The following is a 24,217-nucleotide window of genomic DNA, read 5'->3' on the forward strand; positions in this document are numbered from 1 at the left end:
GTCGTTCAGAGCGGGAGCGGGAGCGGGGCAGGTGCGGGGCAGCGGGAGGGTGGGCGTTACTCGACGCCGAGACCGGCGTCGGAGACCGCGGGCTTGCCCTCGGCCTTGAGGACCTTGTTGAGCGGCCCCAGGTCGTAGATCCCGCCCAGGTCGGGCTTCTCCAGCAGACCCGCCTGCACCGCGTGGTCGGCCTGCGCCTGGAGCGTGGCGGCCAGCGGGTCGTTGACGAACTGGATCGACGGCCAGGCGGCGTCGATCACCTTCGGCCCCAGCGGCTTGCCCGTGATGGTCTTCAGCTTGGCGTTCGCGGACGCCTTCGCCTTGTCGGGGTTGGCGTTGATCCAGTCGTTCGTCTTCACCACACCGCGCAGCAGCGCCTCGACGACGTCCGGGTGCTGCTTGAGGAACTTCTGCGACACGACGATGTTCGTGATCACGAACTTCTTCCCGGGCCACAGCTCCGACTCGTCGAGCAGCACCTTCGCGCCGTCGCTGACCAGCTTCGACGCGGTCGGCTCCGGCACCCAGGCGCCGTCGATGGCGCCGGTCTGGTAGGCGTTCGGCGTCACCTTGTTGTCCGTACGGACCACCGAGACGTCGCCCTTGCCGCTCTGGGAGTCGACCTTCCAGCCCTTCGTCGCGATCCAGTGGAGGAAGGCGACGTCCTGCGTGTTGCCCAGCTGCGGGGTCGCGATCTTCTTGCCCTTGAGGTCGTCCAGGGTCTTGATCTTCTCCGGGTTCACGACCAGCTTGACCCCGCCGGAGGCCGCCCCGCCGATGATCCGCAGGTTGCCGCCCTTGGACTTGATGTAGCCGTTGATCGCGGGGGAGGGGCCGATGAAACCGATGTCGATCGAGTCGGCGTTGAGCGCCTCGATCGCGGACGGACCCGCGTTGAAGAACGAGGTCTCCAGCTGGGTGCCGCCCAACTCCTTCTGGAACAGGCCCTCCTGGTCGCCCACCAGCGCCGTGCCGTGGGTGAGGTTCGGGAAGTACCCGAGCCGGACCCGGTCGGCCGAGAGCTTCTCGCCCTTGGCCTCCACCCGGGTCTCCTTGGGGGCCTGCGAGCCGTAGCCGCAGGAGGCGAGCGTGCCGAACAGCAGCGGCAGGGCGACCGCAGCGGCGAAGCGGCGGCGCAGGCGCAGGGCGGTGACGCGGATGGTGGCAGGCACGGGAGGGTGTTCCTCTCGTCGGCCCGGCGCTACGCCCTCCTGATCGTCGTCAGGGGCGCGGCCGGGAAGTCGGCAGTGTCGTCGTTCTTCGGCGGTACGCGTGGTACGGGAGCGGGCGCGGCGTCATCGGGCACATCGCGCGACACCCCCGGTTCCCGCGCCGAGGGCGCCGCTGCCGACCCGGCCGCCCTCCTTGGCGAAGGTCGCGTAGACGTCGATGGTCGTCACCTCAGAAGTCCCAGCCCTCGTCGTCGCCCTCGACGGCCGGGGCCGCCTTGGCGGCGGCGAAGGCCTCGCCCGCCATGCCGGCCGCGAGCGTCGTGCCGTCGGCCGGGTCGATGAGCAGGAAGGACCCGGTACGGCGCGAGTCGGCGTACGCGTCGAGCGCGAGCGGCTCGGCGGTGCGGACGCGGACGCGGCCGATGTCGTTGGCGACGAGCTGCCCCGGCGCCGGGTGCTGGGAGAGGTCGTCCAGCGTCAGCTTGGACGGGATGTCCTTGACGATCGCCTTGACCGTGCGGGTGGTGTGCTTCAGCAGCACCCGCTGCCCGACGGTGAGCGGCTGGTCGGCGACGTGGCACACGGTCGCCTCGACGTCCTGCGTGGTGGCGGGCACGTCGGAGGCGGGCACGATCAGGTCGCCGCGCGAGATGTCGATGTCGTCCGCGAGGAGCAGGGTCACCGACTGCGGCGTCCACGCCACGTCCACCGGCTCGCCCAGCAGGTCGATCCCGGTGATCGTCGACGTACGCCCGGAGGGCAGGACGGTCACCTGCTCGCCGACCCGGAACGTCCCGGCCGCGATCTGACCGGCGTAACCCCGGTAGTCGGGGTGCTCGGCGGTCTGCGGGCGGATCACGTACTGCACCGGGAAGCGCGCGTGGCAGCCCGTCAGGTCGTGGCTGACCGGCACCGTCTCCAGGTGCTCCAGGACGGTCGGGCCGCCGTACCAGTCCATGTGCGCCGACGGCTCCACCACGTTGTCCCCGGCGAGCGCCGAGATCGGGATCGCGGTGACCTCCGGGACGCCCAGCTCGGTCGCGTACGCCGTGAACTCCTCGGCGATGGCGGCGAAGACGGACTCCTCGTACCCGACCAGGTCCATCTTGTTGACGGCGAGGACGGCGTGCGGGACCCGCAGCAGCGCCGCGAGGGCCGCGTGGCGGCGGGTCTGCTCGACGACGCCGTTGCGGGCGTCGACCAGGATCACGGTCAGCTCGGCGGTGGAGGCGCCGGTGACCATGTTCCGGGTGTACTGCACGTGGCCCGGGGTGTCGGCCAGGATGAACCGGCGCCGGGGCGTGGCGAAGTAGCGGTACGCGACGTCGATGGTGATGCCCTGCTCCCGCTCGGCGCGCAGGCCGTCGGTGAGCAGCGCCAGGTCAGGAGCCTCCTGGCCGCGCTTGATGGACGCGGCCTCGACGGCCTCCAGCTGGTCGGCGAGGACCGACTTGGAGTCGTGCAGCAGCCTGCCGACGAGGGTGGACTTGCCGTCGTCGACGGAGCCCGCGGTCGCGAAGCGCAGCAGCGTGGTGGCGCTGAGCTGCTCGGTGGTGCTGGTCATGGTTAGAAGTACCCTTCGCGCTTGCGGTCTTCCATCGCGGCCTCGGACAGCTTGTCGTCGGCGCGGGTCGCGCCCCGCTCGGTGAGCCGGGAGGCGGCGATCTCGGCGATCACGGCGTCCAGCGTGGTGGCGTCGGAGTCCACCGCGCCGGTGCAGGACATGTCGCCGACCGTGCGGTAGCGGATGAGCCGCTTCTCGACCGTCTCGGTGTCCTTCGGGCCGCCCCACTCGCCGGCGGTCAGCCACATGCCGTTGCGCAGGAACACCTCGCGCTCGTGCGCGAAGTAGATCTCCGGCAGCTCGATGTTCTCGCGGGCGATGTACTGCCACACGTCCAGCTCGGTCCAGTTGGACAGCGGGAAGACGCGCACGTGCTCGCCGGGCGCGTGGCGGCCGTTGTAGAGCTGCCACAGCTCGGGGCGCTGGCGGCGCGGGTCCCACTGCGAGAACTCGTCGCGCAGTGAGAACACCCGCTCCTTGGCGCGCGCCTTCTCCTCGTCGCGGCGCCCGCCGCCGAACACGGCGTCGAAGCGGTGCTGCTGGATCGCCTCGGTCAGCGGCACCGTCTGCAGCGGGTTGCGCGTCCCGTCGGGGCGCTCGCGCAGCTTGCCGGCGTCGATGTACTCCTGCACGGAGGCGACGTGCAGCCGCAGCCCGTGCTTCTCGACCGTGCGGTCGCGGTACTCGATGACCTCGGGGAAGTTGTGCCCGGTGTCCACGTGCAGCAGCGAGAAGGGCACCGCCGCCGGGGCGAACGCCTTCAGCGCCAGGTGCAGCATGACGATGGAGTCCTTGCCGCCGGAGAAGAGGATCACCGGCCGCTCGAACTCGCCCGCCACCTCGCGGAAGATGTGCACCGCCTCGGACTCGAGGGCGTCCAGGTGGCTCAGGGCGTACGGAGTGTCGGTCGCCTCGTCGACGGTGTGGGCAGCGGTGGTGGTCATGCGGCACCCCTTTCGTGAGCTTCTCCGCCCGCGCGGCGCAGAGGTGCGGGCATCGTGGTCGTCTGCGGCCCGGCGGCCGCGCGTGCGTCGCTCACAGGACACCCCTTTCGGCGAGCAGCGCATGGACCGCTGCCGCGGACTCCTGCACGGTCTGGTTCTGGGACTCGATCCGCAGATCCGGGGACTCCGGCTCCTCGTACGGGTCGTCGACGCCGGTCAGGCCGCTGATCTCGCCCGCCGCCTGCTTGGCGTACAGGCCCTTCACATCGCGCTCCGAGCACACCTCGACCGGCGTGGCCACGTGCACCTCGACATACGCGGTGCCCTCCCGCTGGTGGCGCTTGCGCACCGCCTCACGGCTGTCCGCGTACGGGGCGATGACCGGCACCAGGACCTTCACGCCGTTCGACGCGAGCAGCTCGGCGACGAAGCCGATCCGCTGCACGTTGGTGTGCCGGTCCTCACGGCTGAAGCCGAGGCCCGCCGAGAGGAACTCGCGGATCTCGTCGCCGTCCAGCACCTCGACGCGGTGGCCGTCGGCGCGCAGCCGGTCCGCCAGCGCGTACGCGATGGTGGTCTTGCCGGCGCTCGGCAGCCCGGTGAGCCAGATGGTGGCCCCAGTCACGTTCTCTTCTCCCACAGTCGTCATCAGCCGTGCAGCCCGCACTCGGTCTTGGTACGCCCCGCCCAGCGGCCGGCGCGCGCGTCCTCGCCCTCCAGCACCCGGCGCGTGCAGGGCGCGCAGCCGACGGAGGCGTACCCGTCCATGAGGAGCGGGTTCGTCAGGACGCCGTGCTCGGCGACGTACGCGTCCACGTCGTCCTGCGTCCAGCGGGCGATCGGCGAGATCTTGACCTTCTGCCGCTTCTCGTCCCAGCCGACGACCGGGGTGTTCGCCCGGGTCGGGGACTCGTCGCGGCGCAGCCCGGTCGCCCACGCGTCGTACGCGGTCAGGCCCTCTTCGAGGGGCTTGACCTTGCGCAGCGCGCAGCACAGGTCCGGGTCGCGGTCGTGCAGCTTCGGACCGTACTCGGCGTCCTGCTCGGCCACCGTCTGACGCGGGGTCAGCGTGATGACGTTGACGTCCATCACGGCGTCCACGGCGTCACGGGTGCCGATGGTCTCGGGGAAGTGGTAGCCGGTGTCGAGGAAGACGACGTCGACGCCGGGGAAGGCGCGGGAGGCGAGGTGGGCGACGACCGCGTCCTCCATGGAGGAGGTGACGCAGAAGCGCTTGCCGAACGTGTCGGCCGCCCAGGTCAGGATCTCCAGGGGCGAGGCCTCTTCGAGGTCCCGGCCCGCCTGCTCGGCGAGCGCCTTCAGCTCTTCCTTGCTCTGAACCGCCGTCATGACGTTTCCCCTCCGCCGTCATTGCGCTGAACTCCGCGGGCCAGCAGCCCGAGGAACTTCAGCTGGAAGGCTCGATTGCACGCCGCGCATTCCCAGGCGCCGTGCCCGGTCTCGCTGGGCCGCAGGTCCTCGTCGCCGCAGTACGGGCAGTAGAACGGCGCCGCTCGCTCACTCACGAGAGGGCCTCTTCGCTCGCGCGCGCCGCCCACGTGGCGAAGCGCTCGCCGTCCTCGCGCTCCGCCTGGAAGCGCTTGAGGACCCGCTCGACGTAGTCGGGCAGCTCGTCCGAGGTGACCTTCAGGCCGCGCACCTTGCGGCCGAAGCCGGGCTCGAGGCCGAGCGCGCCGCCGAGGTGGACCTGGTAGCCCTCGACCTGGTTGCCGTCGTCGTCCAGGACCAGCTGGCCCTTGAGACCGATGTCCGCCACCTGGATACGGGCGCAGGCGTTGGGGCAGCCGTTGATGTTGATGGTGATCGGCTCGTCGAAGTCCGGGATGCGGCGCTCCAGCTCGTCGATGAGCGAGGCGCCGCGCGCCTTGGTCTCGACGATCGCCAGCTTGCAGAACTCGATGCCGGTGCAGGCCATCGTGCCGCGCCGGAACGGCGACGGCGTGACGGTGAGGTCCAGCGCCTCCAGGGCGGAGACCAGCGGCTCGACCTGCGCCTCCTCGACGTCGAGGACGATCATCTTCTGCTCGACGGTGGTACGCAGCCGGCCGGAGCCGTGCGCCTCCGCCACCTCGGCGATCTTGGTGAGCGTGGCGCCGTCGACGCGGCCGACGCGCGGCGCGAAGCCGACGTAGAAGCGGCCGTCCTTCTGCCGGTGCACACCGACGTGGTCGCGCCACTGCTGCACGGGCTGCGCCGGCCCGGGGCCGTCGGTCAGCTTGCGCTGCAGGTACTCGTCCTCCAGGACCTGGCGGAACTTCTCCGCGCCCCAGTCGGCGACGAGGAACTTCAGACGGGCGCGGTTGCGCAGCCGCCGGTAGCCGTAGTCGCGGAAGATCGAGATGACGCCCTCGTACACGTCCGGGACCTCGTCGAGCGAGACCCAGGTGCCGAGCCGCACACCGATCTTGGGGTTGGTGGAGAGGCCGCCGCCGACCCAGACGTCGAACCCCGGGCCGTGGTCCGGGTGCTCGACGCCGACGAAGGCGATGTCGTTGATCTCGTGCGCCACGTCGAGCAGCGGGGAGCCGGAGACCGCCGACTTGAACTTGCGGGGCAGGTTGGAGAAGTCCTTGTTGCCCACGATGCGGCGGTGGATCTCGTCGATGGCGGGGGTGCCGTCGATGATCTCGTCCTCGGCGATGCCGGCGACGGGGGAGCCGAGGATGACACGCGGGGTGTCACCGCACGCCTCGGTCGTGGACAGGCCGACCTCCTCGAGGCGCCGCCAGATCTCGGGCACGTCCTCGATGCGGATCCAGTGGTACTGGATGTTCTGCCGGTCGGTGATGTCGGCGGTGCCGCGCGCGAACTCCTGCGAGATCTCGCCGATGACCCGCAGCTGCTGCGTCGTCAGCCGGCCGCCGTCGACGCGGACGCGCAGCATGAAGTACTCGTCGTCCAGCTCCTCCGGCTCCAGGATCGCGGTCTTGCCGCCGTCGATCCCGGGCTTGCGCTGGGTGTACAGCCCCCACCACCGCATGCGGCCGCGCAGGTCGTTGGGGTCGATCGAGTCGAAGCCGGCCTTGGAGTAGATCGTCTCAATGCGTGTCCGCACATTGAGACCGTCGTCGTCCTTCTTGAACTGCTCGTTGCCGTTGAGGGGCGTGAAGTGGCCCCTGGCCCACTGACCCTCACCACGGTGCCGGCCGGTCTTGCGGCGGGGCGTGGCGGAGGCGGGCGTTTCCGGGGTGGAGGCCATGACGATACGTCCTTCGGGACTGCAGGAGGGCGGCTCTGACCTGCACACTCGCGCGCGGCTCAGGGCGTGGCGCGGCGGTGCGCAGTGGATTGCGGGGGTTCGGGGGTCGCGGTGGTGCTGGTGGGCTCAGCTCACCGGACAGATGGCGCTGGACATGCGGCCGAGGTCGACGTGCCGCCGACTCACCAAGGCAATTCCAGCTCGAGACATGACGGAAGCGTGGCATGGGACTTTGGACCCAGTCCACCTTTGTCCATGATGCGGACATGGATGTCTCGGATCGTGGACCAATGTGTCATGCGTCACTCATATCGGACGCTCGCTCGGCTCTCCGCCCGGCTCAGGCGGGGTGGGCGCCCGGCCAAGGGCCCGGGACCGGAACGTCCGGCTCCTCCGTGACCTTGGTGTCGAAGAGGCGGAACCCCCGCCGCAGATAGTTGTCCATCGCGTGCTCCCCGTCCAGCGAGCACGTGTGCAGCCACACCCGCTTCGTCGGCGTCCGCTCCGGCCACCGCTCCGCCAGGTCCCACGCGCGGGCCGTGCCGTACGACAGCAGGTGCCCGCCGATCCGCCGGCCCCGGAACGCCGGGATCAGCCCGAAGTAGACGATCTCCACGACCCCGTCGTCCTGCGGGTCCAGCTCCACGTACCCGGCGGGCGTCCCCTTCTCGTACGCCACCCAGATCTCGGCCCCGGGCCGCTCCACTATCTCCCGCCACTGGTCGTACGTGAGCCCGAGCCGGTCCGTCCAGCGGATGTCGCCCCCCACCGCCGTATAGAGGAACCGGCTGAACTCCGGCGACGGCACCTCGGCCCGCCGGATCTCGATCTCGCCGGGCGGCGCGGCCGCCGGCCGCAGATCGGCGGGCGAGGTCTGCTCGAGGGACCAGGTGGTGACGGTGAGGCTGCTCATGGGGGCCAGGGAAGCACGGGGTGTGGGGCTCTGGCCAGCGGCGTTAGTCGGCGGGAGCCCGTGGGATGAGGGGGAGGGCGGCGCGGATGGCTTCGGCGGGGTCGGTGACGGGGATGCCGAGCTGGACGAGCCAGTGGTGGACGCGGGTGATGGGCTGGTGGACCTCCCTGGCCTTTTCGATGAGGATCTGCAGCGTGAAGCCTTCGGCTTCGGCCGTCTTCTCCCGGTCGCGGATCAGGGCGAGAGCACTCGCGTACGAGAGCCCTTCGGGCAGGTCCGGACACGAGGACGTGATTCCGTACTCGGCCAGTCGGCCGGCGATCGCCCGGGGGTCGATGCCCAGCTCCCGGGAGGCGTCCAGGATGCGGGCGAACGGTACGGGCTGGTCAGTGCGCAGCCCCTCCCACAGAAGCGGAGAGTCGGCCGTGAACAGTCGGTGGTCGAGATTCGATGCGGCGACGGAGCGTAGATCGGGAACCGTGATTCCGTAGGCGCGCAGGCGGGACGCGACGGAGGCCAGAGAGGCCCCGGACCGTCGAGCGGCTGCGAGCAGGTGGTCGTAGTCGACGGGTTCGCCCGGTCGCACGGGCGTCCAACCAAGTCCATGGCCCTCCGGCTGAGTGAGGAAGTCGAGATCATCGGGCTCCACCTCCGCAGGGAACTCTTCCGGCGCCGCGAAGCCCAGGCGTTCGTACCAGGCCAGCGCGTCCGCCGGGGCCGTCCCCCACGCCCGGGCCGCCACGAGCACATGCGCGGGAGACAGAGGATCGTCGGGTGACAGCCATGGCGGCGACGCCGTCAGGTAGTAGCTGAGGGCCCGGCCGAGCTCCGGTCCCGGCCGGTCGGGCAGCCCGGTCCCGTCCGCACGCAGTCCACAGGCGCGCAGGCGGGCGCAGAGTTCCGGGACGGTGACGTCCAAGGTGATCGCCAACATCACCAGCCGACCGGGCGGGACATCGACCCCGGGGAGGAACCACCGAGTGCCCTGGCCCTGTTGCAGAAAGGGACCCAGCAGATCGTCCGCGGCGGCTGCTTCGGCGGTCCTGATCATGGCGTCCGGGACATCGATGCCTGCCTTTCTCCACCGGCACGCGATGGAGCCGAGCGACGCCTGTTCTTCCCAGGCGGTGCGGAGCAGGCGGCTGACCCCGGCCGCTGGCCGCCTGTGGCGCGCACGGGCCGCCCTCCGCGCCCCCGAGCCCGCCCCCGCCGGTGGCAGTTCGGTGGTGAACTCCTCCTCGCAGAAACCGTCGAGCAACCCCAGCTCGGCGGCGCGCGAGGCGACGGCCCGGGGCGATCGGCCGAGGGCGTCGGCGAGGTCGCGGACCACATCGGCCGGTCCCGGGCGCGAGAGGCGACGCCGCTGCCGCAGCAGGCGACCGTCCGAGGGCAGGGCAGGTGCCACAGGGCCAACGGCGTCCAGCTCAGGGCAGAGCTGGAGCAGCTCATTCAGTACAGGGTTCGGGTGATGGGCCAGCAGCCGCCACAACAGGATGTGGTCCAGTACGGAAACCTCCCTCGCCGTGTGCCATCTGCGGGCGTCATGCACCTTCTTCAGTTCCGGGAAGACGAGGGGGACGTCTTCGACGAGATAGCCTCTCCGGGCGTCGCAGAAGGTCATGTCCTGCACCGCGATGGCGTGGCCCTCGGCGATGCAGCGCTCCACGACCAGGTCTGCCAGCACCTCGTTGTCCTCGGCGAGGCGCGTCAGCCAACGGTGGTCGAGCAACGGGCTGTCCAAGAGGTGGCCCACGGCATCGGCCGACAGCCGCCGCAGCGGCTCGCGCAGGTCGTCCAGGATCTGGGACCGGTCGGCCGTGAGGCGCTCCGGTGCGAACGGCCCGGAGAGGTTCACCACGGCGCCTGGCAGGTCGCCGCCCCTGGTTGACACCAGGCCGCCCTGTACCGCGGACCGGACCACCAGGCCGTCCACCAGCAGCCCACCCCCGGACGCGCACCAGAAGAGCTGGACCCCGGACGGAGCGTCCGGCCAGGCGCCGATGGCTCCCGAGACATTCAGGCCGAGCTGTTCTTGTCCGGATGCTTGTCGCTCGTGCAGCCGCCCCGGCTCCCACGTGAGGACATCGACGCCGTGCCGGGCCACCGTCGGGAACTCCGCGACGCCCAGAAGCCGGTCCAGTACGCCGGGGCAGGACCAGTCGTCGCCTCCCTCCGCGTCCTGCGGCGCGGCGTCCCGCAGATACAACCGGACGGTCGTCCCCGGTTCCTCGCCGTGCTCCGCCCGTCTCACGATGCGGAACAGGTGCCCGGGGCCGAAGATCGACGCCTCCAGCACCGGCCCCGGGCGCCCGTCGCGGCCGAGGCGGCAGGTGGTGACGCGCAGCTCGTCGGCCAGCATGAAGTAGCTGAGCACACCGATCCCGAACCGGCTGTTCGGATAGAACTCGACGGGCGGCTCCAGCCGCGCCCACGCCGCGCGCTCCTCGCGGAACTCCGGCTGCTCCGCGAAGCGCACGCCCGCGTGGGAGAACACGCCCCGCAGCTCCGCCTCGCCCATCCCGATGCCGTTGTCACGGCACTCCACGTACGCGCGGCCGTCGTCGTCGACGCTCTGCTCGAAGACGATGGAGCCCTCGTACGCGTACGTCGCACCCGCGTGCGTCCGGTCCAGGTACTCCGTCCTGGCGCGCCGATAGCGGCAGGCGTCCAGGGCGTTCTGGTAGAGCTCCCGGACCGCCAGGTCCGGGTCCTTGTAGAGCTGGACGCCCATCAGGAGCTCGCGCACCCGGCGCTCGTCGAGGCGGAAGCTCGCCCAGCCGGTGAAGGTGCCGTCCGCCGGTACGACTCCGTCGGCCGACAGCCGTACCGGCAGGCGCGGCATCGGGTGCGTGACCCGCTCCCGTACCGTGCGGGTCACCGCGTGCAGCGTCTCGTCCATGCGGGCCACGGCTGCCCGCAGGCCCTCCACGACCGCCTCGTGCGCGCACTCGGCGCGCAGCACCGGCAGGTCCGCAGGGCCGCCCCACGACGACTCCTCCAGGGTGGAGCGCAGCGCGGCGAGGTCCACCGGGTGCGGGATGCCCAGGTGTTCGGCCACGATGTCGGGCAGCGTGGTCGCTTCGGCCGTCAGCGCGTACGCCAGCGAGCACAGCAGCGCCAGCCGCTGGTCCCGCACCCGTTGGACGCCCAGTGACTCCTCCGACGGCAGAGCGTCCAGGAACTCGGGGTTGCACACGTCGGGGCCGCGCCGCAGCGCGTGCAGCAGCCTGCCGACCCGGCGCGGGGTCACCACCCGGTTGAGCATGGGGTCCGGCCCGCCCGCCGCGTCCAGCAGCTCCCGCACCGTGTCCTCGTGCGCATGGCTCTCGTGCCGCACCAGCCACCGGTGGTACAGCCACCAGCCGATCGGTGCCTCGGCCTCCGGGCGCAGCAGCGCCCGCTGCACCAGCAGCCGGTGGCCGTCGGCGTACGCGTCGAACGACGCCCGCTCGGGCGCGTGCACCGCCGCGCCGAGCCTCCACGGCTCGACGTCCAGCCGGTCCACCGCCGTCCGCAGGTCGTGCACCCGTGACAGGAGGGGGACCAGTACGAACAGTGCCGCCTCCGCCGGATGGAGATCCAGCTCCGGCTCCTCGCCCAGCAGCCACTCCACCCGCTCGGCGAAACGCAGGGCGCTGTGCGGGTCCTGCCACGGTCGTCGGCCAGGCGCGCCTCGGCCGCGTCGCGCAGCCGGGCCAGCGCACCGGCCATCGCCGCGGCGGCCTCGCGGTGCGGCCCGGCGTCCCGGCTGTCCGGCACGTGCTTCCAGACGGCGGAGCCACGGACCGCCGATACCCACGGGTCCTCCGCACCCGACGGAAGGAGAGGCACAGCCGCCTGCTGGATCGTCAGCTGCCCGATGTGCTGCGCCTGTACGACGGGACCGACCACCGTGCTGTCGCCCACCACGTTCCGGCCGCCCGCATCCCGCATCCCCCGCGCCTCCCCGCCACCTACGCCGTGCGGCTCACAGCTTAGAAGCCGCACCGCCCCGCGCCGCCAGAACCGCCGGCGCCGTCGAGTGCGGCAGCAGCTCGGACAGATCGTCCGGATGGCGGAGGACCACCTCCACCTCCTCGCGGAAACGGTACGGGCGGTGCGCCAGCACCCCGCCCAGCGTGCGGCGGATCCGCGACATCTCCGCGCGGACCGTCACGGTCCGCGTACGGTCGCCGAACACGTCCTCCGCCAGCTGCGCCGCGCTGCGCCCCTCCGGGTGCCGGGCCAGGACGTACAGCAGCTCGGCATGGCGCGGGCTCAGCTCCTGCGTCCAGCCACCCGCCCCGCCGGACACCTCCAGGGACCAGCGGCGCGGCCGGCTCACGTCCAGGACCACCCGGCCCGGGCCCGCGGCCGTCGCCGTGTGCGCGTCGTCCTCGTCCTCCACCCGCAGCAGCCAGCCGCCCGGCAGCGGCTCCACAGCACACCGCCCCAGCGACGGCACCAGCACCCGGCCCGCCCCGAAACCGCGCGGCAGCGTCAGCCGGCCCACCGGCGGCATGCCGGTCACCGCCGCCGTCCACCCGTGGGCGTCCACCGCCAGCGCCCGGCCCCCCACCCGGCACAGCACCGGCGCCGCCACCGAACGCAGCCGCTCCAGCGCCGCGAAGTGCCGGTTCCGCAGCTCCGCTTCGGCGAGCTTCGCCACGGAGCTCACCAGCAGCAGCGTCGCCGGGTGCATCGTCGCCAGCGGCCCGCTCACATCGACCGCGCCGAGCAGCCGCCCGTCCCGCGGGTCGGTGATCGGCGCGCCCGCGCACGTCCAGGAGTGGTGCGTCGACACGAAGTGCTCCGCCGAGTGCACCTGCACCGGGCGGCGCGTCACCAGCGGCGTACCCAGCCCGTTGGTCCCGACGGTCGCCTCCGTCCAGTCCGCGCCCGGCTCGAACCCGTGCCCGTCCGCCTTCCGCAGGACCGCCGGACTGCCCTCCCGCCACAGCACCCGGCCCTCCGCGTCCGCCACGACCATGATGTGCTGCACCGACCCGGAAGCCGAGCCCGGCGCCGCCATCAGCCCCTCCCGCAGCAGCGGCAGCAGCTCCGCCAGCGGCGAGGCGCTGCGGCGGCGCTCCAGCTCGCCCGACGACAGCAGCCGCGAGCGGTGGTCCCCGTCCGGATCCACGCCCTTGCGCAGCATCCGCTGCCAGGACTCGCGGATGTCGGCGCGCGGCGCCAGCGGCGAGCGTCCGCCCCTGAGCGTGGCGTCCCGCACCCCTTTGAGCAGCAGCGCCGCGTCCCGCGCGTCCATGGCGGCGAGTCGCGCCATGTCGACAGTCGCCCTGCCCACCTGTCCCTCCCCGCTGCCCCGTACACGGTGGCCGGTATACGTCACCCCATCCTCCCCTGACCGCCACGGGCATGCATCGGTTTTGCCCATGACGCTGCAACCCCTTGCAACTCTCGCGCGGGGGCGTGCGCCTGTACGAAAGTGGCGTCGTACCGGTCGTCCGGCGACGGGCCTCCGGTACGAGCACTGGGTTGGTGCCGTGTCGGCGCAGCACCACCCCACTCTCCCTGGGCGCGGGCCGTACGGACACAGCGGCCCGCGCCCGCTTGCTCCCGCTTCCGGAGCCTCGCGTCAGACGACCGCCCGCGCCCGTTCCACCACGCTCCCCAGGTCCAGGGTGTGCGGCAGTGTCCCGAACGCCGCGCCCCAGTCGCCGCCCAGGCGCGACGCGCAGAACGCGTCCGCCACCGCCGCCGGGGCCCACCGCACCAGCAGGGAGCCCTGGAGGACGAGCGCCATCCGCTCCACCAGCCGGCGCGCCCGCGCCTCGACGCCCTCGAGGTCGGCCAGTTCGGTCAGCAGGTCCTTGATCGACGCGTCCAGCCGGTGGTCGGCGCCCCGCGCCTTGCCGACCTCCTCCAGCAGGGCGTTGAGCGCCAGCGGCTCGCGCTGCAGCGCCCGCAGCACGTCCAGTGCCTGGACGTTGCCCGAGCCCTCCCAGATGGAGTTCAGCGGCGACTCGCGCAGCAGCCGCGGCATCCCCGACTCCTCGACGTAGCCGTTGCCGCCCAGGCACTCCAGCGCCTCCGCCGTCACCGGCGTACACCGCTTGGTCACCCAGTACTTGGCCGCCGGCACCGCGAGGCGCAGGAACGCCTTCTCCTGCTCGCTGTCGGAGTCGTACGCGGCCGCCAGGCGCATCGCCAGCGCGGTCGCCGCCTCCGACTCCAGCGCCAGATCGGCCAGGACGTTGCGCATGAGCGGCTTGTCGATCAGTACGCCGCCGAACGCGCTGCGGTACGCGGCGTGGTGCACGGCCTGCGCCACCGCCTGGCGCATCAGCGCCGCCGAGCCGACCACGCAGTCCAGCCGGGTCGCCGCCACCATCTCGATGATGGTGCGCACCCCGCGGCCCTCCTCGCCGACCCGGCGCGCCCACGTCCCGTCGAACTCCACCTCGCTCGACGCGTTCGACCGGTTGCCCAGCTTGTCCTTCAGCCGCTGGATCATGAAGACGTTGCGGGTGCCGTCGTCGAGGACGCGCGGCACTAGGAAGCAGGTCAGCCCCCCGGGCGCCTGCGCCAGCACCAGGAAGGCGTCCGACATGGGCGCGGAGCAGAACCACTTGTGCCCGGTCAGGGCGTACTCGCCCTCCCCGCCCAGAGGCGTGGCCGCCGTCGTGTTGGCCCGTACGTCGCTGCCGCCCTGCTTCTCGGTCATGCCCATCCCGAAGAGCACGCCGTTCTTCTCGGCGGCGGGCCGCAGCTCCTCGCCCTCGTACACCTGCGAGGTCAGCTTCGGCTCCCACACGGCGGCGAGCTCGGGATCCGTGCGCAGCGCCGGCACGGCGGCGTGCGTCATCGACAGCGGACAGCCGTGCCCGGCCTCGGTCTGCGTCCACACCAGGAACCCGGCGGCGCGCCGGACGTGGCCGCCGGGCTTGCCCCAGGCGTTGGTGAGGCCGTTGGTCACCGCGTGGCCGAGCAGCCGGTGCCAGGCCGGGTGGAAGTCGACGTGGTCGATGCGGTTGCCGTACCGGTCGTGGGTGCGCAGCTTCGGAGGGTTCTCGTTGGCGAGGACGCCCCAGTCCTGCGCCTGGACGGACCCGGCCGTGGTGCCGAGCTTGGACAGCTCGCCTCGGGCCTCGTCGAGGAGTTCGGGCGGAAGGTGGCGTTCCACGGCCTCGGTCAGGGCGTGATCGGCGGCGAAGACGTCGTACCCGACCAGGGGCGGAGGCTGGTTGGTCACTGTGTGGGTGGTGGCTGCCATGCGGATACGGTAAGGAGGTGCAGGCAGCAAAAGAAACACCCCAGTGGCACCCCAGGTCACCGGGCCGACTTCACCGGGCGCGGGCCCTCTACCGCAACGTCTCCAAGCGGAAAATGGCGTGGCTCCTCCTGAAGGACACCGTCAATTCGTGCATCGAGTACCGGATCCTCGGTCTCGCCGCCGAAGCGGCGTTCTTCACCCTGCTGTCGCTGCCGCCCTTGATGCTGGGCCTGCTCGGGCTGCTCGGCTACATCGACGAGTGGACCGACACCACCACGGTCGCCTCCATCGAGAAGAACATCCTCGCGGCCGTGGGCACGGTCCTGTCCGAGCGGGGCGTCAACGACATCGCCAAACCGCTCCTGGAGGACGTCACCAAGGGCGGCCGCCCGGACGTGATCTCCATCGGTTTCGCCATCGCCCTGTGGTCGGGCTCGCGCGCCGTGAACGTCTTCATCGACACCATCACGGTGATGTACGGCCTCGACGGCCACCGGGGCATCGTCGCCACCCGGCTGCTCGCCTTCCTCCTCTACATCGTGGCTCTGCTGATCGGCGCGGTCGTCCTGCCGCTGGCCGTCGTGGGCCCCGACCGGGTGGTGGAACTGATCCCCTGGGGCACGGAAGTCGTCTCGATCCTCTACTGGCCCGTCGTCATCCTCCTGTCCATCGCCTTCCTCACCACGCTGTACCACGTGTCCGTCCCGGTCCGCTCGCCCTGGATCGAGGACGTACCGGGCGCCCTGGTGGCCCTCGGGATGTGGGTGCTCGGCAGCTTCCTGCTGCGCATCTACCTGACCAGCACGGTCGAGGGGCCCACGATCTACGGCTCGCTGTCCGCCCCCATCGCGGTCCTGCTGTGGATCGGCATCTCCGCCTTCGCGGTCCTGGTCGGCGCCGCGGTGAACGCCGCGATCGACCGCGTCTGGCCGTCCGTCGCCACCGCCGCCGCCCGCGCCGAGAACGAACGCGCCCGCGCGGCCGAGGCCGCCGCCCTGGTGGCCCGGGCGAAGGCGGCGGTGGAGGACCTGGACGACGAGGACCCCGACATGCCCTCGGAGTTCCCGGAGCGCTGGTCGCGCTTCCTGCCGCCGGACGACGTGGTGGCGCGGCTGCACACGTCGAAGGAGAAGGAGCGGGACCGCGACAAGGACCGTGGCGAGAAGGACCGTGGCGGCAAGGAACGGCCGGCCTGATCTCCAGCCGCCCCTAGGGGGTGTCTCGCGGTCCGGGGCCCGGCCCGCTTTCGCCGGCGCCGCCGCCGCCGCCCAGACCCAGTCGGCGGGCCAACCCCCGCAGCAAGCCACCGCGGTTCTCGTCGACGACCGGCGGGGCGTCGCCGTCGCCGTCCGGCACGTGGTGCGGCAGGTGATCCGTGTGGTCGGCCTGGCGTACCGGCACGACGTGCCGCCACCCGCCGGCCGTCGCGGTGATCCGGGCGAAGTTCCGCTGCAGCGCCCGGGGCAGCCCTGCCCGTACCCGGTGCGAGATCAGTACGGTGACCTCCAGGGCCGCGGCCCGGTCGGGCACCTCGGGCTGGATCCCCCCGGCACTGGCCAGCATCTCGGCCGCTGGGAGCCGTGCCTCGTCGTGTACGACCACGGTGAAGCGCTGCGGCGGGAAGGACGGCATGGGCGGGGCGACGACCGCGAGAGTGGCGGGGAACGCGCCGACGGCCCACTCCACCACGGCCTGCGGTGAGACGTTCGGCGGGATGGGCGAACTGATCCGGTACACCGGCTCTCCGGACCGGACCGACTGCCACGGCCGATGACCGCCGAGCACTCCCGCCACAGCCTCCGCGGCCCTCCTCAGCAGCTCGCTCCGGGGGTTTGTCCGGGTGCGCGGGTCGGCCGCGCCCGTGTCGATCAGCAACCATCCCGTCGCGATGGTCCCCGGCTGCTCCAGCGCCGCCAGTCGCCCCGTCAGCTCCGCGTGCCACTCCCGCAGCCGCTGTCGCTCCCGCTCGGCCCAGGCACCCGGCACGCCCTCCAGCGGGTCGCCGTACCAGAGCGCGAGCGCCGATCTGTAGTACTCCACGCCCTCGGCCACGTCCCCGCGTGCGTGGGCCCGTTCGGCCAGCGTCACCAGTTCCTCCGCCCGCGCGAGGTCCAGGCCGGATGCGGGCACGGGCAGCCGGTACGCGCCGTCCTCCGCCTCGATCTTGTGCCCCAGGGCCCTCAGGTGCAGGGCGTACTGGGACGGCCGGATGTGCGGCGACTCGCGCAGGACCTCCCGCATCTCCTCCTCCGTGACGGGCGCACCGCGAGCGAGCAGCAGGCCGCAGAGGAAGGCGTTCTCCTGGAAGGAGTGCTGGGAGGCGTCCACGCCCCTGATCTGCGCCCGCGGCTTGCCGAGCAGCTGGTAGTAGACGGACTCGCGCGGCCTGCCGGACTCGTGCCGCAGCATGGTCAGCGCCATGGCGCCGCGCGGCCGGTTGTCCGGCACCGGTGACAGCAGTTCCCGGACGGCGGAGTCCAGTTCGGGCGGCACATCCGGCAGCACCTCGCGCAGCGGCGGGTGATTCCGCCCCGGAGTGGTGCCGGTGAGCATCTCGTACAGCAGTGAGCCCAGTCCGTACAGGTCGTCCTCCGGCCTCGCCGCGTCGGCGTCGCGCCGCGCGTAGGGCCAGTGCATTCCGAAGCCGGTGAGCCGGGGCAGACCGTCGCTGATGCCCAGGACCTTGGCCGGGGTGAGGTTCCCGTGGGCGATCCCCCGCCAGTGGTGCAGTGCCCACAGTCCGTTCAGCACGCCGCGCGCGAGGGGCACGGCCTCGGCGGCGGTCAGCCGCCCGCGGTCGTCGAGATGGTGGCGCAGCGAGTCTCCCGGTACCCACTCCGACACCAGGCAGCACCCCTCGTCCAGCGCGAACGCGTCGAAGATCCGTACCAGGTTGGGGTGGGACAGCTGCGCCAGTTCGTGCGCCTGGGACAGGAACCTCGCCGTGACGGTCTGGCGGTCCAGTTCACCGGTGCCCCAGCCCGTGGCCGAGGCACTGCCGAGCGGCGGGTACGGGAAGAACTTGATCGCGACCGGACGCCCGAAGTACCGGTCGTGCCCCCGCCACACGCTGCCCGTCGAGCCCCGCCCGATGTACTGGCCCAGCTCGTACCGGTCGCTGCTCAGCGGGGGAGGAGGGACCGCGGTCGCCGGTGCCGCGTCGGCCGGTACCTCGGCCGCCGATGGTGCTTCGGCCGCCGCCCCGGGCCCCCGCAGCAGCCGTACGCTCTCCTCGCTCACCAGGGCGAAGGGATCCCCCGACGCCGAGCCGCCCGAGGTGCCGCGCCCCCGCGCCAGGGCGCGGAACTCGCCGGGTGCGGCGCCGGCGCGGGACTCGATCTCGGCGCTCACCCGGGCGAGCAGACCCGCGGTGCTCAGGAGCGCCGTGCGCGGCAGAGTGCCGAGCAGCACCTCGCGGACCCCGGGGCGGAAGTCGTACGCTCCGGCGGCCGGGCCCGGCTCGGCCCGCAGCATGCCGCTGAGCACCACCTCCGCGAGGTGCTGGGGCTGCGGCTGGTCGTCGATCGCCGCCTGGACCAGCCGCATCACCGGCAGATGCGCGGTGCCCACCGCGAGGTGCGCCGCCAGGCGGAACGCCTGCGGCGAGGCGATGGACCGGAAGCGGAGCACGAGCTCCTCCGGGTCCGCGGTCCCGGGGTCGAACGCGTCCTGGGCACTGTCCGGGCCGGCGGCAGAGCCGTCCTTCGCGTACGACGCGGGCCACTCCCGGGGGAACGCCGCCGCGCCCGGCACCTCGGTCCCGCCGGGCGAGGCCACGAGCGACGCCCAGTGGCCGAGCCAGGTGCCCGAGGGCTCCAGCACCGGCACCGGGGGCCCGGCGCCGCCCGGACCGCCGTCGTACGCCGCGAAGGACAGCGCGCTGTTCGGCACGCCGGGGCCGGGCGAGCGGAAGGTACCCGCGACGGGTGGGCAGGCCGTGTGCCGCCACAGCCGCTCCGGCAGCGGCTGGAGGACCGCCACCGGCAGCTCGCGCGCCCAGCCGCGCAGGGAGCGCAGCCAGCGGCGTGCGGCCGGGCCCTCCCGCCACTGCGGGCCCATGCAGTCGCTGACGACCAGGACGGCGGTGCGGCCCCGCTCCCAGGGCCGCGGCGGGAGGCGGCCGTCGGTACCGAGGCGCAGCACGTCCAGCCTGCGGAAGGCGCCGGTCTGGGAGAGCGCGGTGTGCAGGTCGCGCAGCAGCGGTCGCCACATGGTCATCGTCGGCCCGGCGTCGAAGACCAGCCGCAGGTGCAGCCAGCGCTCCCGCTCCGGCCTCAGCACGGGAAACCACAGTCCCGGCCGGGCCCCCAGCGCCGCGATGTGATGGGCCGTCTCGACCTCGTCGAGTTCCCGGCGCGAGGCGCTGGGCACCGTGCGCCGCAGCGGGCGCAGGGAACGCTGGACCGTCAGCGGATGGGCCAGCATCGGCGGGGCGGGCACCAGCAGGGGCGCGTGCCCGGCGCCGGGCGGGCCCCCCTCGGCGGGGCCGGGGGACCGGGTGGGGGTGTGCAGGGGGACGAGACCGGCGGCGCGGGCGGGTGCGCCGCCTGTCGGTGACGGTGACGCGTCAGGAGAGGCCGAGGGAGGAGTCGGCGACGGTGCCGGAGGCGTGGCGGGCGCCGGCAGGTCACCGGGCGCCACGAGCTGCACCGATCGGTCCCCGGATTGGAGCCCGTGTCCCCGGACGTACGGCGACGCGGCGGGCTCGGGCGGCGGCAGATGCCGGGCCAGCCACAGCACTTCCGCCAGCTCCCGGCCCGTGGGCGCGGTGGCGCCGGCCTCCGCCAGGACGGCGGCCAGCGCTTGCGCCTCAGAGGTCATCGCCGTCCCACGCGCCCGCGGCCCGGCTCAGATAGGGCATCAAGGCCTCCGCCAGCTCGTCGCGCGAACCCGCGTCGAGACCGGACGCGCGGGTCAGGTAAATGGCGTTGAGGAGCTGGTCCGTAGCCAGCTCCCCGGCCGTACCGCGACGCAGGAAGGCGGCGACCAGCTCCCGGTCATGGTCGTCCAGTTCGCCGAGGTGGGCACGGACGATCTCCTCCAGGTGCCCCGGCAGCGGCCGGCGGAGCTCCAGCGTCACACACCGGCGCAGGAACGCGGGCGGGAACTCGCGTTCCCCGTTGCTCGTCAGCACCACGAAGGGAAAGGCCCGGCAGCGCACCCGGCCGTGCCGTACCGGCACCCGATCGTCCGAGTCGGCGACCATCACGGCCGCCTCGGGGCGCGTGCGGGCGGCGCGGACCAGCTCCGGGATCTCGTACTGCCCCTCCTCCAGAACGTTCAGCAGATCGTTGGGGAGGTCGAGGTCGCTCTTGTCGATCTCGTCGATGAGGAGTACCCGGGGCCGTTCGTACGGCAACAGCGCGGTGCCCAGCGGTCCCAGCCGCAGGTGGTCCTCGATGGCGCTGTCCTCGGGCTGGTGGCCCGCGGCGTACAGCCGCGAGAGGGGGTCGTACCGGTACAGCCCGTCGGCCAGCGCCGACCGGCTGGTGACGTTCCAGCGCAACACGGGCCCCAGGCGCAACTCACGCGCCACCGCGTACGGGAGGCTCGACTTGCCGCTCCCGGGTGGGCCCGTCACCAGCAGCGGCCGGCGCAGGAAGAGCGCGGCGTTCACCAGCGCGACGCTCTGCTCCGTCGGCCGGTACGCCCGGGCGCGGTGCGCCCGGTCGGGGGAGTCGGCGGCGGCCGCGCGGGGGGCCGGGAGGGGCGGACCGCCGTCGAAGTCCCGCCACGGCGGCGGTGCGGGCAGGCGGTCGATCCCGTCGTGCGGTTCGTTCGATCCGTTGTAGACGGGCCATGGGGCCTGGGGCGTCATCGAAGCTCTCCGGAAGGGGTCAGCCGACGGGGGACCGGCGCAGCGGACGGATCTCGGGGAACCAGCGGGGGTCTTCCCACAGCAGGGACAGCTCGGCCGCCCAGTGCGGCTGCGGACCCTCGTGCAGAAAGGCCTCCTTGCGCAACTGGAGGATCCTCTCCGGCAGTTCCGCCGGAGGGAGGGCGGAGAGGTACGCGGCCAGCCGGTCCAGGAAGCCGTTACCGTCGCAGGCGCCGTGGCACGCCCCACCGGGCGGGCAGTCCGTACGCCGCGGCCACAGCACGATCGGCGCCGGGGCGTCCAGCGCGGCACCGTGCAGCTCCCGGTCGCGGGCGGCTCTGGGCGGTCGCGCGAAGCCGACCGGCGCGTACACGTCCTGCAACAGGACGGACAACCGCGCCGGCCGGTACGGCCCGTCGCAGCCGATCCGGTGCAGCGAGGAGCCGTCCTGCCGGTCGAGGTCCTCCCACATCCTCCTGAGCCGGAACTGCAGCCGCTCCCGTGCCCGCCGCTGATGGTCCATGACCACGACGGGCGAGTGGCAGCCGAGCGGCGCCTCCTTGTCCTTGCGCCGTGTCCACCGGTCGACCGGCTGGTTGAGCCAGTCGCGCGGCAGGGAGAAGGCGATCAGCTCCCGGCCGTCGGTGTCGATCTCACCGAAGGCCTCGTCGATCCGGTCCAGCACCCAGGAGCGGACCTGGCCCTTCGGCAGGCGCTTCTCACCGACGAGCAGCCGGCCGCCCTCGCGGTACGCGGACACCTCCGCCAGGACGACGTTGCGGTCCGCGCCGCTGCGCTCGATCTCGACGAGGATCGGCGACCAGCGGCGGCGTTCCCGCTGCCCGACCGTACGCGCGGCGGGGGCCGGGGCGCCGTGGCGCGCGCGGTGTGCCCGCGCCCAAGCGCGCAGCTCCCCGCCGAGCCCCTCGTCCGGTACCAGGTCGGCGAGGCGTACCGCCAGCTCGGCCAGCGGCAGGGCGCCGCGGCGCGGAGGTGCCTCCGACAGCAGGTACCAGACGGCGTGCCAGAGCCCGTTCAGCCGTCCGGCAGGCGGCGGAGCGATGCCGAGCGGGCTGACCGCCGAACGCATCAGCCGGTCGACGGGCACGTCCGGTGCGGTGACCCGCTCGACCAGTTCGCGCAACCGCCGCTTCTCCGCGGCCGGGTAGCCGGGGGTGGGCACGAGGTCGGCGAGCGCGGGCCAGTGCCGGACGAGCACCCGGGCGGGGAGCATGCGCCCGTTGCGGATGGCCGGATCGTGGGCGGTGACCATGCCGACCACGGTGCCGCTGCCCTCCAGCATCGCCGCGGCGCCGCTGAACCCGTGGGCGGGCTCCTGGCCGTAGCCGCTCCAGGACTCCAGCTGGGCCCACTCGTCCTGGATGAGCTGGTGGGAGGTGACGCGCAGCTCGCTCTGGACGCCGTCCTGGTCGTACCCGTCGGGGAAGCCGTACGCGACGATCCGCTGCGCACGGCCGTGCGCCGGGTACGGCTCGTCGAGCCCGGCGAAGGCGGCGGGCTCGATGTCCACCGGCCGGTCGAGGCGGAGCACCGCCACGTCGCCCCGGTCCAGCGGTCCGCTCGCCCAGGAGCCGCGTACCGCCACCGTCGCCGTCAGCCGTTCGAGGCCCGGCGCACCCGGGAAGGAGACCTCCGCGCGGTCCGCGGCGCCCACGACATGGGCGCAGGTCAGCACGGAGTCGGCGGTGACGAGGAAGCCGGAGCCCGCCACCACGCCGTCCAGCTCCACGCGCGCGTGCCAGGCGGGGGAGGCCGTCACCGGTCGGCCGTGCCGGCCTGATCCGTGTCGGCCTGGGCCGTCGCCCCCGGGTTCCAGGAGAGCTTGACCGTCAGGTGGCCCTCGAGCGCGCTCTTGGCGATCACGGCACCGGCCTCCGCCGTGAGCCTGACGCCGAACTCCAGCTCCACCCCGTCCGGCCTGAGGGAGCCGTCCCTGAACACGGTGAGCGCGGACTCGGCCGCCGAGCGGATGCCCTGAAGCGCTTCGTCGAAGGTCCGGCCGGCCACGACCAGGGAGTTGCCGCCACGCGAGACCAGCTTCGCGCCGGGCTGGTGGCGGTCGACCTCCACCACGACCTGAGCGCCGCTGTCCGTGGTGAATTCCATCAGTGCGCTCACGACAACCCCCGCGGTGATACGACGTGGACCAGGTGTTCATTCTGTCCGACCGTCAGGGCCGGTGTCAGGCGTCCAGCGGTTCAGGCGTTCGGACGCCTAGCCTGGGAGTCGTGTACGAGGAACGACCCGCACGCCTCGACGGCGCCGTCGTGTGGAGCCGGACCGGTTCCCCGGGCCGCGTCGGCAGGGTGCTGCCCGACGGGTGCATGGACCTGCTGTGGACCGACGGGCGGCTGCTCGTCGCCGGTCCCGACACCCGGGCGTACGTCCCCGAGGACCCCGGTGCCGCGTACGCCGGGGTCCGGTTCGCGCCCGGGGACGCGCCGCTGATCCTGGGCGTGCCCGCGCACGAGCTGCGCGACCGGCGCGTCGACCTGGACGCCCTGTGGCCCGGCGCGCGGGTGCGGCGCCTCGCCGAGCGCGTGTCGGCCGCCCCCGACCCGGTTGCCGCGCTGGAGGAGCTGGCGCTGCGCCTCGCCGCCGAGGCGCCCCGGCCCGATCCGCTGCTGCGGGCCGTGGTCGCCGGCCTGGCCGCCGGACGGCCGGTCGCCGCCACCGCCGCGGCCGTGGGGCTCGGCGCCCGCCACCTGCACCGGCGCTCGCTGGACGCCTTCGGCTACGGCCCCAAGACGCTCGCGCGTGTGCTGCGGCTCCAGCGCGCGCTCGCGCTGGTACGGGCCGGCGTGCCGTACGCGCGGGCGGCGGTCGAGGCGGGCTGCGCCGACCAGGCGCACCTCGCGCGGGAGGTGCGCGCCCTGGCCGGCACCACGCTCAGCGCCTACGCGGCGTCGGTACCGGCGTCCGTACCCGCGTCGGCGAAGAGGGACACCCCGCAGCCGTCGGGGTCCAGCACCACCGCGTAACGCTGGCCCCAGGCGGCGTCCCAGGGCTTCAGGTGCCCGCGGTGGCCGGCGGCGACCAGCGACGCGTACAGCGCGTCCACCGCCGCCGGGTCCGCGCAGCGGAACGCGAGGCCGACGCGGTCGCCGCCGCGCGGGCGCGTCCAGTCCGGGTCGAAGGAGCGGATGACGTCCTCGGTGTCCCACAGCACCCGCAGGCCGCCGGGCAGCGTGACCTCGACGTGCGGGGCCGCCTCGGCGCCTGCGGGGATGTCGAGGCCGAGGCGGCGGTAGAAGGCGAGCGAGGCGGCCATGTCGGAGACGACGAGACCGAGGGCATCCAGTCGTGGAGTAGTGGTCATGACGGCACGCTAGGCAGCCGCCGCTCGGCC

19 protein-coding genes are annotated in these 24,217 nt (G+C 73.0%); 2 read left to right on the forward strand and 17 right to left on the reverse strand.

Translation table 11 applies throughout. The features are described 5' to 3' along the window. Positions 1-56: 56 nt before the first annotated feature. From ABZX67_RS17970 to ABZX67_RS18025, 12 genes are all read right to left on the reverse strand, one after another. On the reverse strand, positions 57-1,172 hold the full coding sequence (locus tag ABZX67_RS17970; RefSeq protein WP_355361138.1) for an aliphatic sulfonate ABC transporter substrate-binding protein: 1,116 nt from the start codon (positions 1,170-1,172) through the stop codon (positions 57-59). A gap of 229 nt (positions 1,173-1,401) precedes the next feature. Next, complete coding sequence (locus ABZX67_RS17975; RefSeq protein ID WP_355361140.1) at positions 1,402-2,736, reverse strand: GTP-binding protein; 1,335 nt, start codon at positions 2,734-2,736, stop codon at positions 1,402-1,404. A gap of 2 nt (positions 2,737-2,738) precedes the next feature. Then, positions 2,739-3,680 (reverse strand): sulfate adenylyltransferase subunit CysD, encoded by a 942-nt coding sequence (cysD, locus tag ABZX67_RS17980; RefSeq protein WP_355361142.1) that lies wholly within the window; start codon positions 3,678-3,680, stop codon positions 2,739-2,741. A gap of 91 nt (positions 3,681-3,771) precedes the next feature. Then, positions 3,772-4,329, reverse strand: a complete 558-nt coding sequence (cysC, locus tag ABZX67_RS17985) for an adenylyl-sulfate kinase (protein ID WP_355361144.1) — start codon at positions 4,327-4,329, stop codon at positions 3,772-3,774. After that, positions 4,329-5,030: a phosphoadenylyl-sulfate reductase gene (locus tag ABZX67_RS17990; protein ID WP_355361146.1), complete on the reverse strand. Its 702-nt coding sequence runs from the start codon at positions 5,028-5,030 to the stop codon at positions 4,329-4,331. Before ABZX67_RS17990 ends, cysC begins: the two co-directional genes overlap by 1 nt. Then, positions 5,027-5,206 (reverse strand): hypothetical protein, encoded by a 180-nt coding sequence (locus tag ABZX67_RS17995; RefSeq protein WP_355361148.1) that lies wholly within the window; start codon positions 5,204-5,206, stop codon positions 5,027-5,029. The genes ABZX67_RS17990 and ABZX67_RS17995 overlap by 4 nt, the downstream gene beginning before the upstream one ends. After that, on the reverse strand, positions 5,203-6,900 hold the full coding sequence (locus tag ABZX67_RS18000; protein ID WP_355361150.1) for a nitrite/sulfite reductase: 1,698 nt from the start codon (positions 6,898-6,900) through the stop codon (positions 5,203-5,205). Before ABZX67_RS18000 ends, ABZX67_RS17995 begins: the two co-directional genes overlap by 4 nt. Positions 6,901-7,026: 126 nt before the next feature. Then, positions 7,027-7,110: a putative leader peptide gene (locus ABZX67_RS18005; protein WP_312846103.1), complete on the reverse strand. Its 84-nt coding sequence runs from the start codon at positions 7,108-7,110 to the stop codon at positions 7,027-7,029. A 130-nt stretch (positions 7,111-7,240) separates the two neighbouring features. Next, a complete protein-coding gene (locus ABZX67_RS18010) occupies positions 7,241-7,813 on the reverse strand; it encodes a GNAT family N-acetyltransferase (protein WP_355361152.1) in 573 nt (190 codons plus the stop codon). A gap of 43 nt (positions 7,814-7,856) precedes the next feature. Continuing rightward, complete coding sequence (locus tag ABZX67_RS18015; protein ID WP_355361154.1) at positions 7,857-11,426, reverse strand: ATP-binding protein; 3,570 nt, start codon at positions 11,424-11,426, stop codon at positions 7,857-7,859. Positions 11,427-11,780: 354 nt separating this feature from the next. Next, on the reverse strand, positions 11,781-13,100 hold the full coding sequence (locus ABZX67_RS18020) for a GAF domain-containing protein (protein WP_355361156.1): 1,320 nt from the start codon (positions 13,098-13,100) through the stop codon (positions 11,781-11,783). 291 nt (positions 13,101-13,391) lie between these two features. Then, entirely contained in the window at positions 13,392-15,029 is a 1,638-nt protein-coding gene (locus ABZX67_RS18025) for an acyl-CoA dehydrogenase family protein (RefSeq protein WP_355361158.1), read from the reverse strand. 17 nt (positions 15,030-15,046) lie between these two features. Here ABZX67_RS18025 and ABZX67_RS18030 point away from each other — a divergent pair, with 17 nt between their 5' ends. Further along, positions 15,047-16,225, forward strand: a complete 1,179-nt coding sequence (locus tag ABZX67_RS18030) for a YihY/virulence factor BrkB family protein (RefSeq protein WP_355361160.1) — start codon at positions 15,047-15,049, stop codon at positions 16,223-16,225. A 13-nt stretch (positions 16,226-16,238) separates the two neighbouring features. Here the strand turns inward: ABZX67_RS18030 and ABZX67_RS18035 are convergent, their stop codons facing one another. The 4 genes from ABZX67_RS18035 to ABZX67_RS18050 are packed head-to-tail and all read right to left on the reverse strand — an operon-like array spanning position 16,239 to position 22,986. Continuing rightward, the gene (locus ABZX67_RS18035; protein WP_355361162.1) at positions 16,239-19,850 is read right to left on the reverse strand and encodes an SAV_2336 N-terminal domain-related protein; all 3,612 of its coding nucleotides are present in this window, start codon (positions 19,848-19,850) and stop codon (positions 16,239-16,241) included. Then, on the reverse strand, positions 19,840-20,847 hold the full coding sequence (locus tag ABZX67_RS18040; RefSeq protein ID WP_355361164.1) for a MoxR family ATPase: 1,008 nt from the start codon (positions 20,845-20,847) through the stop codon (positions 19,840-19,842). Before ABZX67_RS18040 ends, ABZX67_RS18035 begins: the two co-directional genes overlap by 11 nt. Positions 20,848-20,866: 19 nt before the next feature. Next, entirely contained in the window at positions 20,867-22,627 is a 1,761-nt protein-coding gene (locus ABZX67_RS18045) for a trypsin-like peptidase domain-containing protein (protein WP_355361166.1), read from the reverse strand. Then, positions 22,624-22,986, reverse strand: coding sequence for a CU044_2847 family protein (locus tag ABZX67_RS18050; RefSeq protein ID WP_355361168.1), 363 nt, complete (start codon positions 22,984-22,986; stop codon positions 22,624-22,626). Before ABZX67_RS18050 ends, ABZX67_RS18045 begins: the two co-directional genes overlap by 4 nt. Before the next feature lie 101 nt (positions 22,987-23,087). Between ABZX67_RS18050 and ABZX67_RS18055 the strand changes: the two genes are divergently transcribed. Continuing rightward, positions 23,088-23,849, forward strand: a complete 762-nt coding sequence (locus ABZX67_RS18055; RefSeq protein WP_355361280.1) for a helix-turn-helix domain-containing protein — start codon at positions 23,088-23,090, stop codon at positions 23,847-23,849. Here ABZX67_RS18055 and ABZX67_RS18060 read toward each other — a convergent pair. Continuing rightward, positions 23,765-24,187, reverse strand: coding sequence for a VOC family protein (locus ABZX67_RS18060; protein ID WP_355361170.1), 423 nt, complete (start codon positions 24,185-24,187; stop codon positions 23,765-23,767). The genes ABZX67_RS18055 and ABZX67_RS18060 overlap by 85 nt on opposite strands. Positions 24,188-24,217 lie beyond the last annotated feature (30 nt).

It is taken from the genome of Streptomyces sp. NPDC003036, from assembly GCF_040611175.1.
GTDB lineage: Bacteria > Actinomycetota > Actinomycetes > Streptomycetales > Streptomycetaceae > Streptomyces.

Excerpts from the sequence above, each read along its gene's own strand:
- ABZX67_RS17975 (WP_355361140.1), bottom strand. The coding sequence starts at position 2,736 with ATGACCAGCACCACCGAGCAGCTCAGCGCCACCACGCTGCTGCGCTTC.
- cysD (WP_355361142.1), bottom strand. The coding sequence starts at position 3,680 with ATGACCACCACCGCTGCCCACACCGTCGACGAGGCGACCGACACTCCG.
- cysC (WP_355361144.1), bottom strand. The coding sequence starts at position 4,329 with ATGACGACTGTGGGAGAAGAGAACGTGACTGGGGCCACCATCTGGCTC.
- ABZX67_RS17990 (WP_355361146.1), bottom strand. The coding sequence starts at position 5,030 with ATGACGGCGGTTCAGAGCAAGGAAGAGCTGAAGGCGCTCGCCGAGCAG.
- ABZX67_RS18000 (WP_355361150.1), bottom strand. The coding sequence starts at position 6,900 with ATGGCCTCCACCCCGGAAACGCCCGCCTCCGCCACGCCCCGCCGCAAG.
- ABZX67_RS18005 (WP_312846103.1), bottom strand. The coding sequence starts at position 7,110 with ATGTCTCGAGCTGGAATTGCCTTGGTGAGTCGGCGGCACGTCGACCTC.
- ABZX67_RS18010 (WP_355361152.1), bottom strand. The coding sequence starts at position 7,813 with ATGAGCAGCCTCACCGTCACCACCTGGTCCCTCGAGCAGACCTCGCCC.
- ABZX67_RS18025 (WP_355361158.1), bottom strand. The coding sequence starts at position 15,029 with ATGGCAGCCACCACCCACACAGTGACCAACCAGCCTCCGCCCCTGGTC.
- ABZX67_RS18035 (WP_355361162.1), bottom strand. The coding sequence starts at position 19,850 with ATGACCTCTGAGGCGCAAGCGCTGGCCGCCGTCCTGGCGGAGGCCGGC.
- ABZX67_RS18040 (WP_355361164.1), bottom strand. The coding sequence starts at position 20,847 with ATGACGCCCCAGGCCCCATGGCCCGTCTACAACGGATCGAACGAACCG.
- ABZX67_RS18060 (WP_355361170.1), bottom strand. The coding sequence starts at position 24,187 with ATGACCACTACTCCACGACTGGATGCCCTCGGTCTCGTCGTCTCCGAC.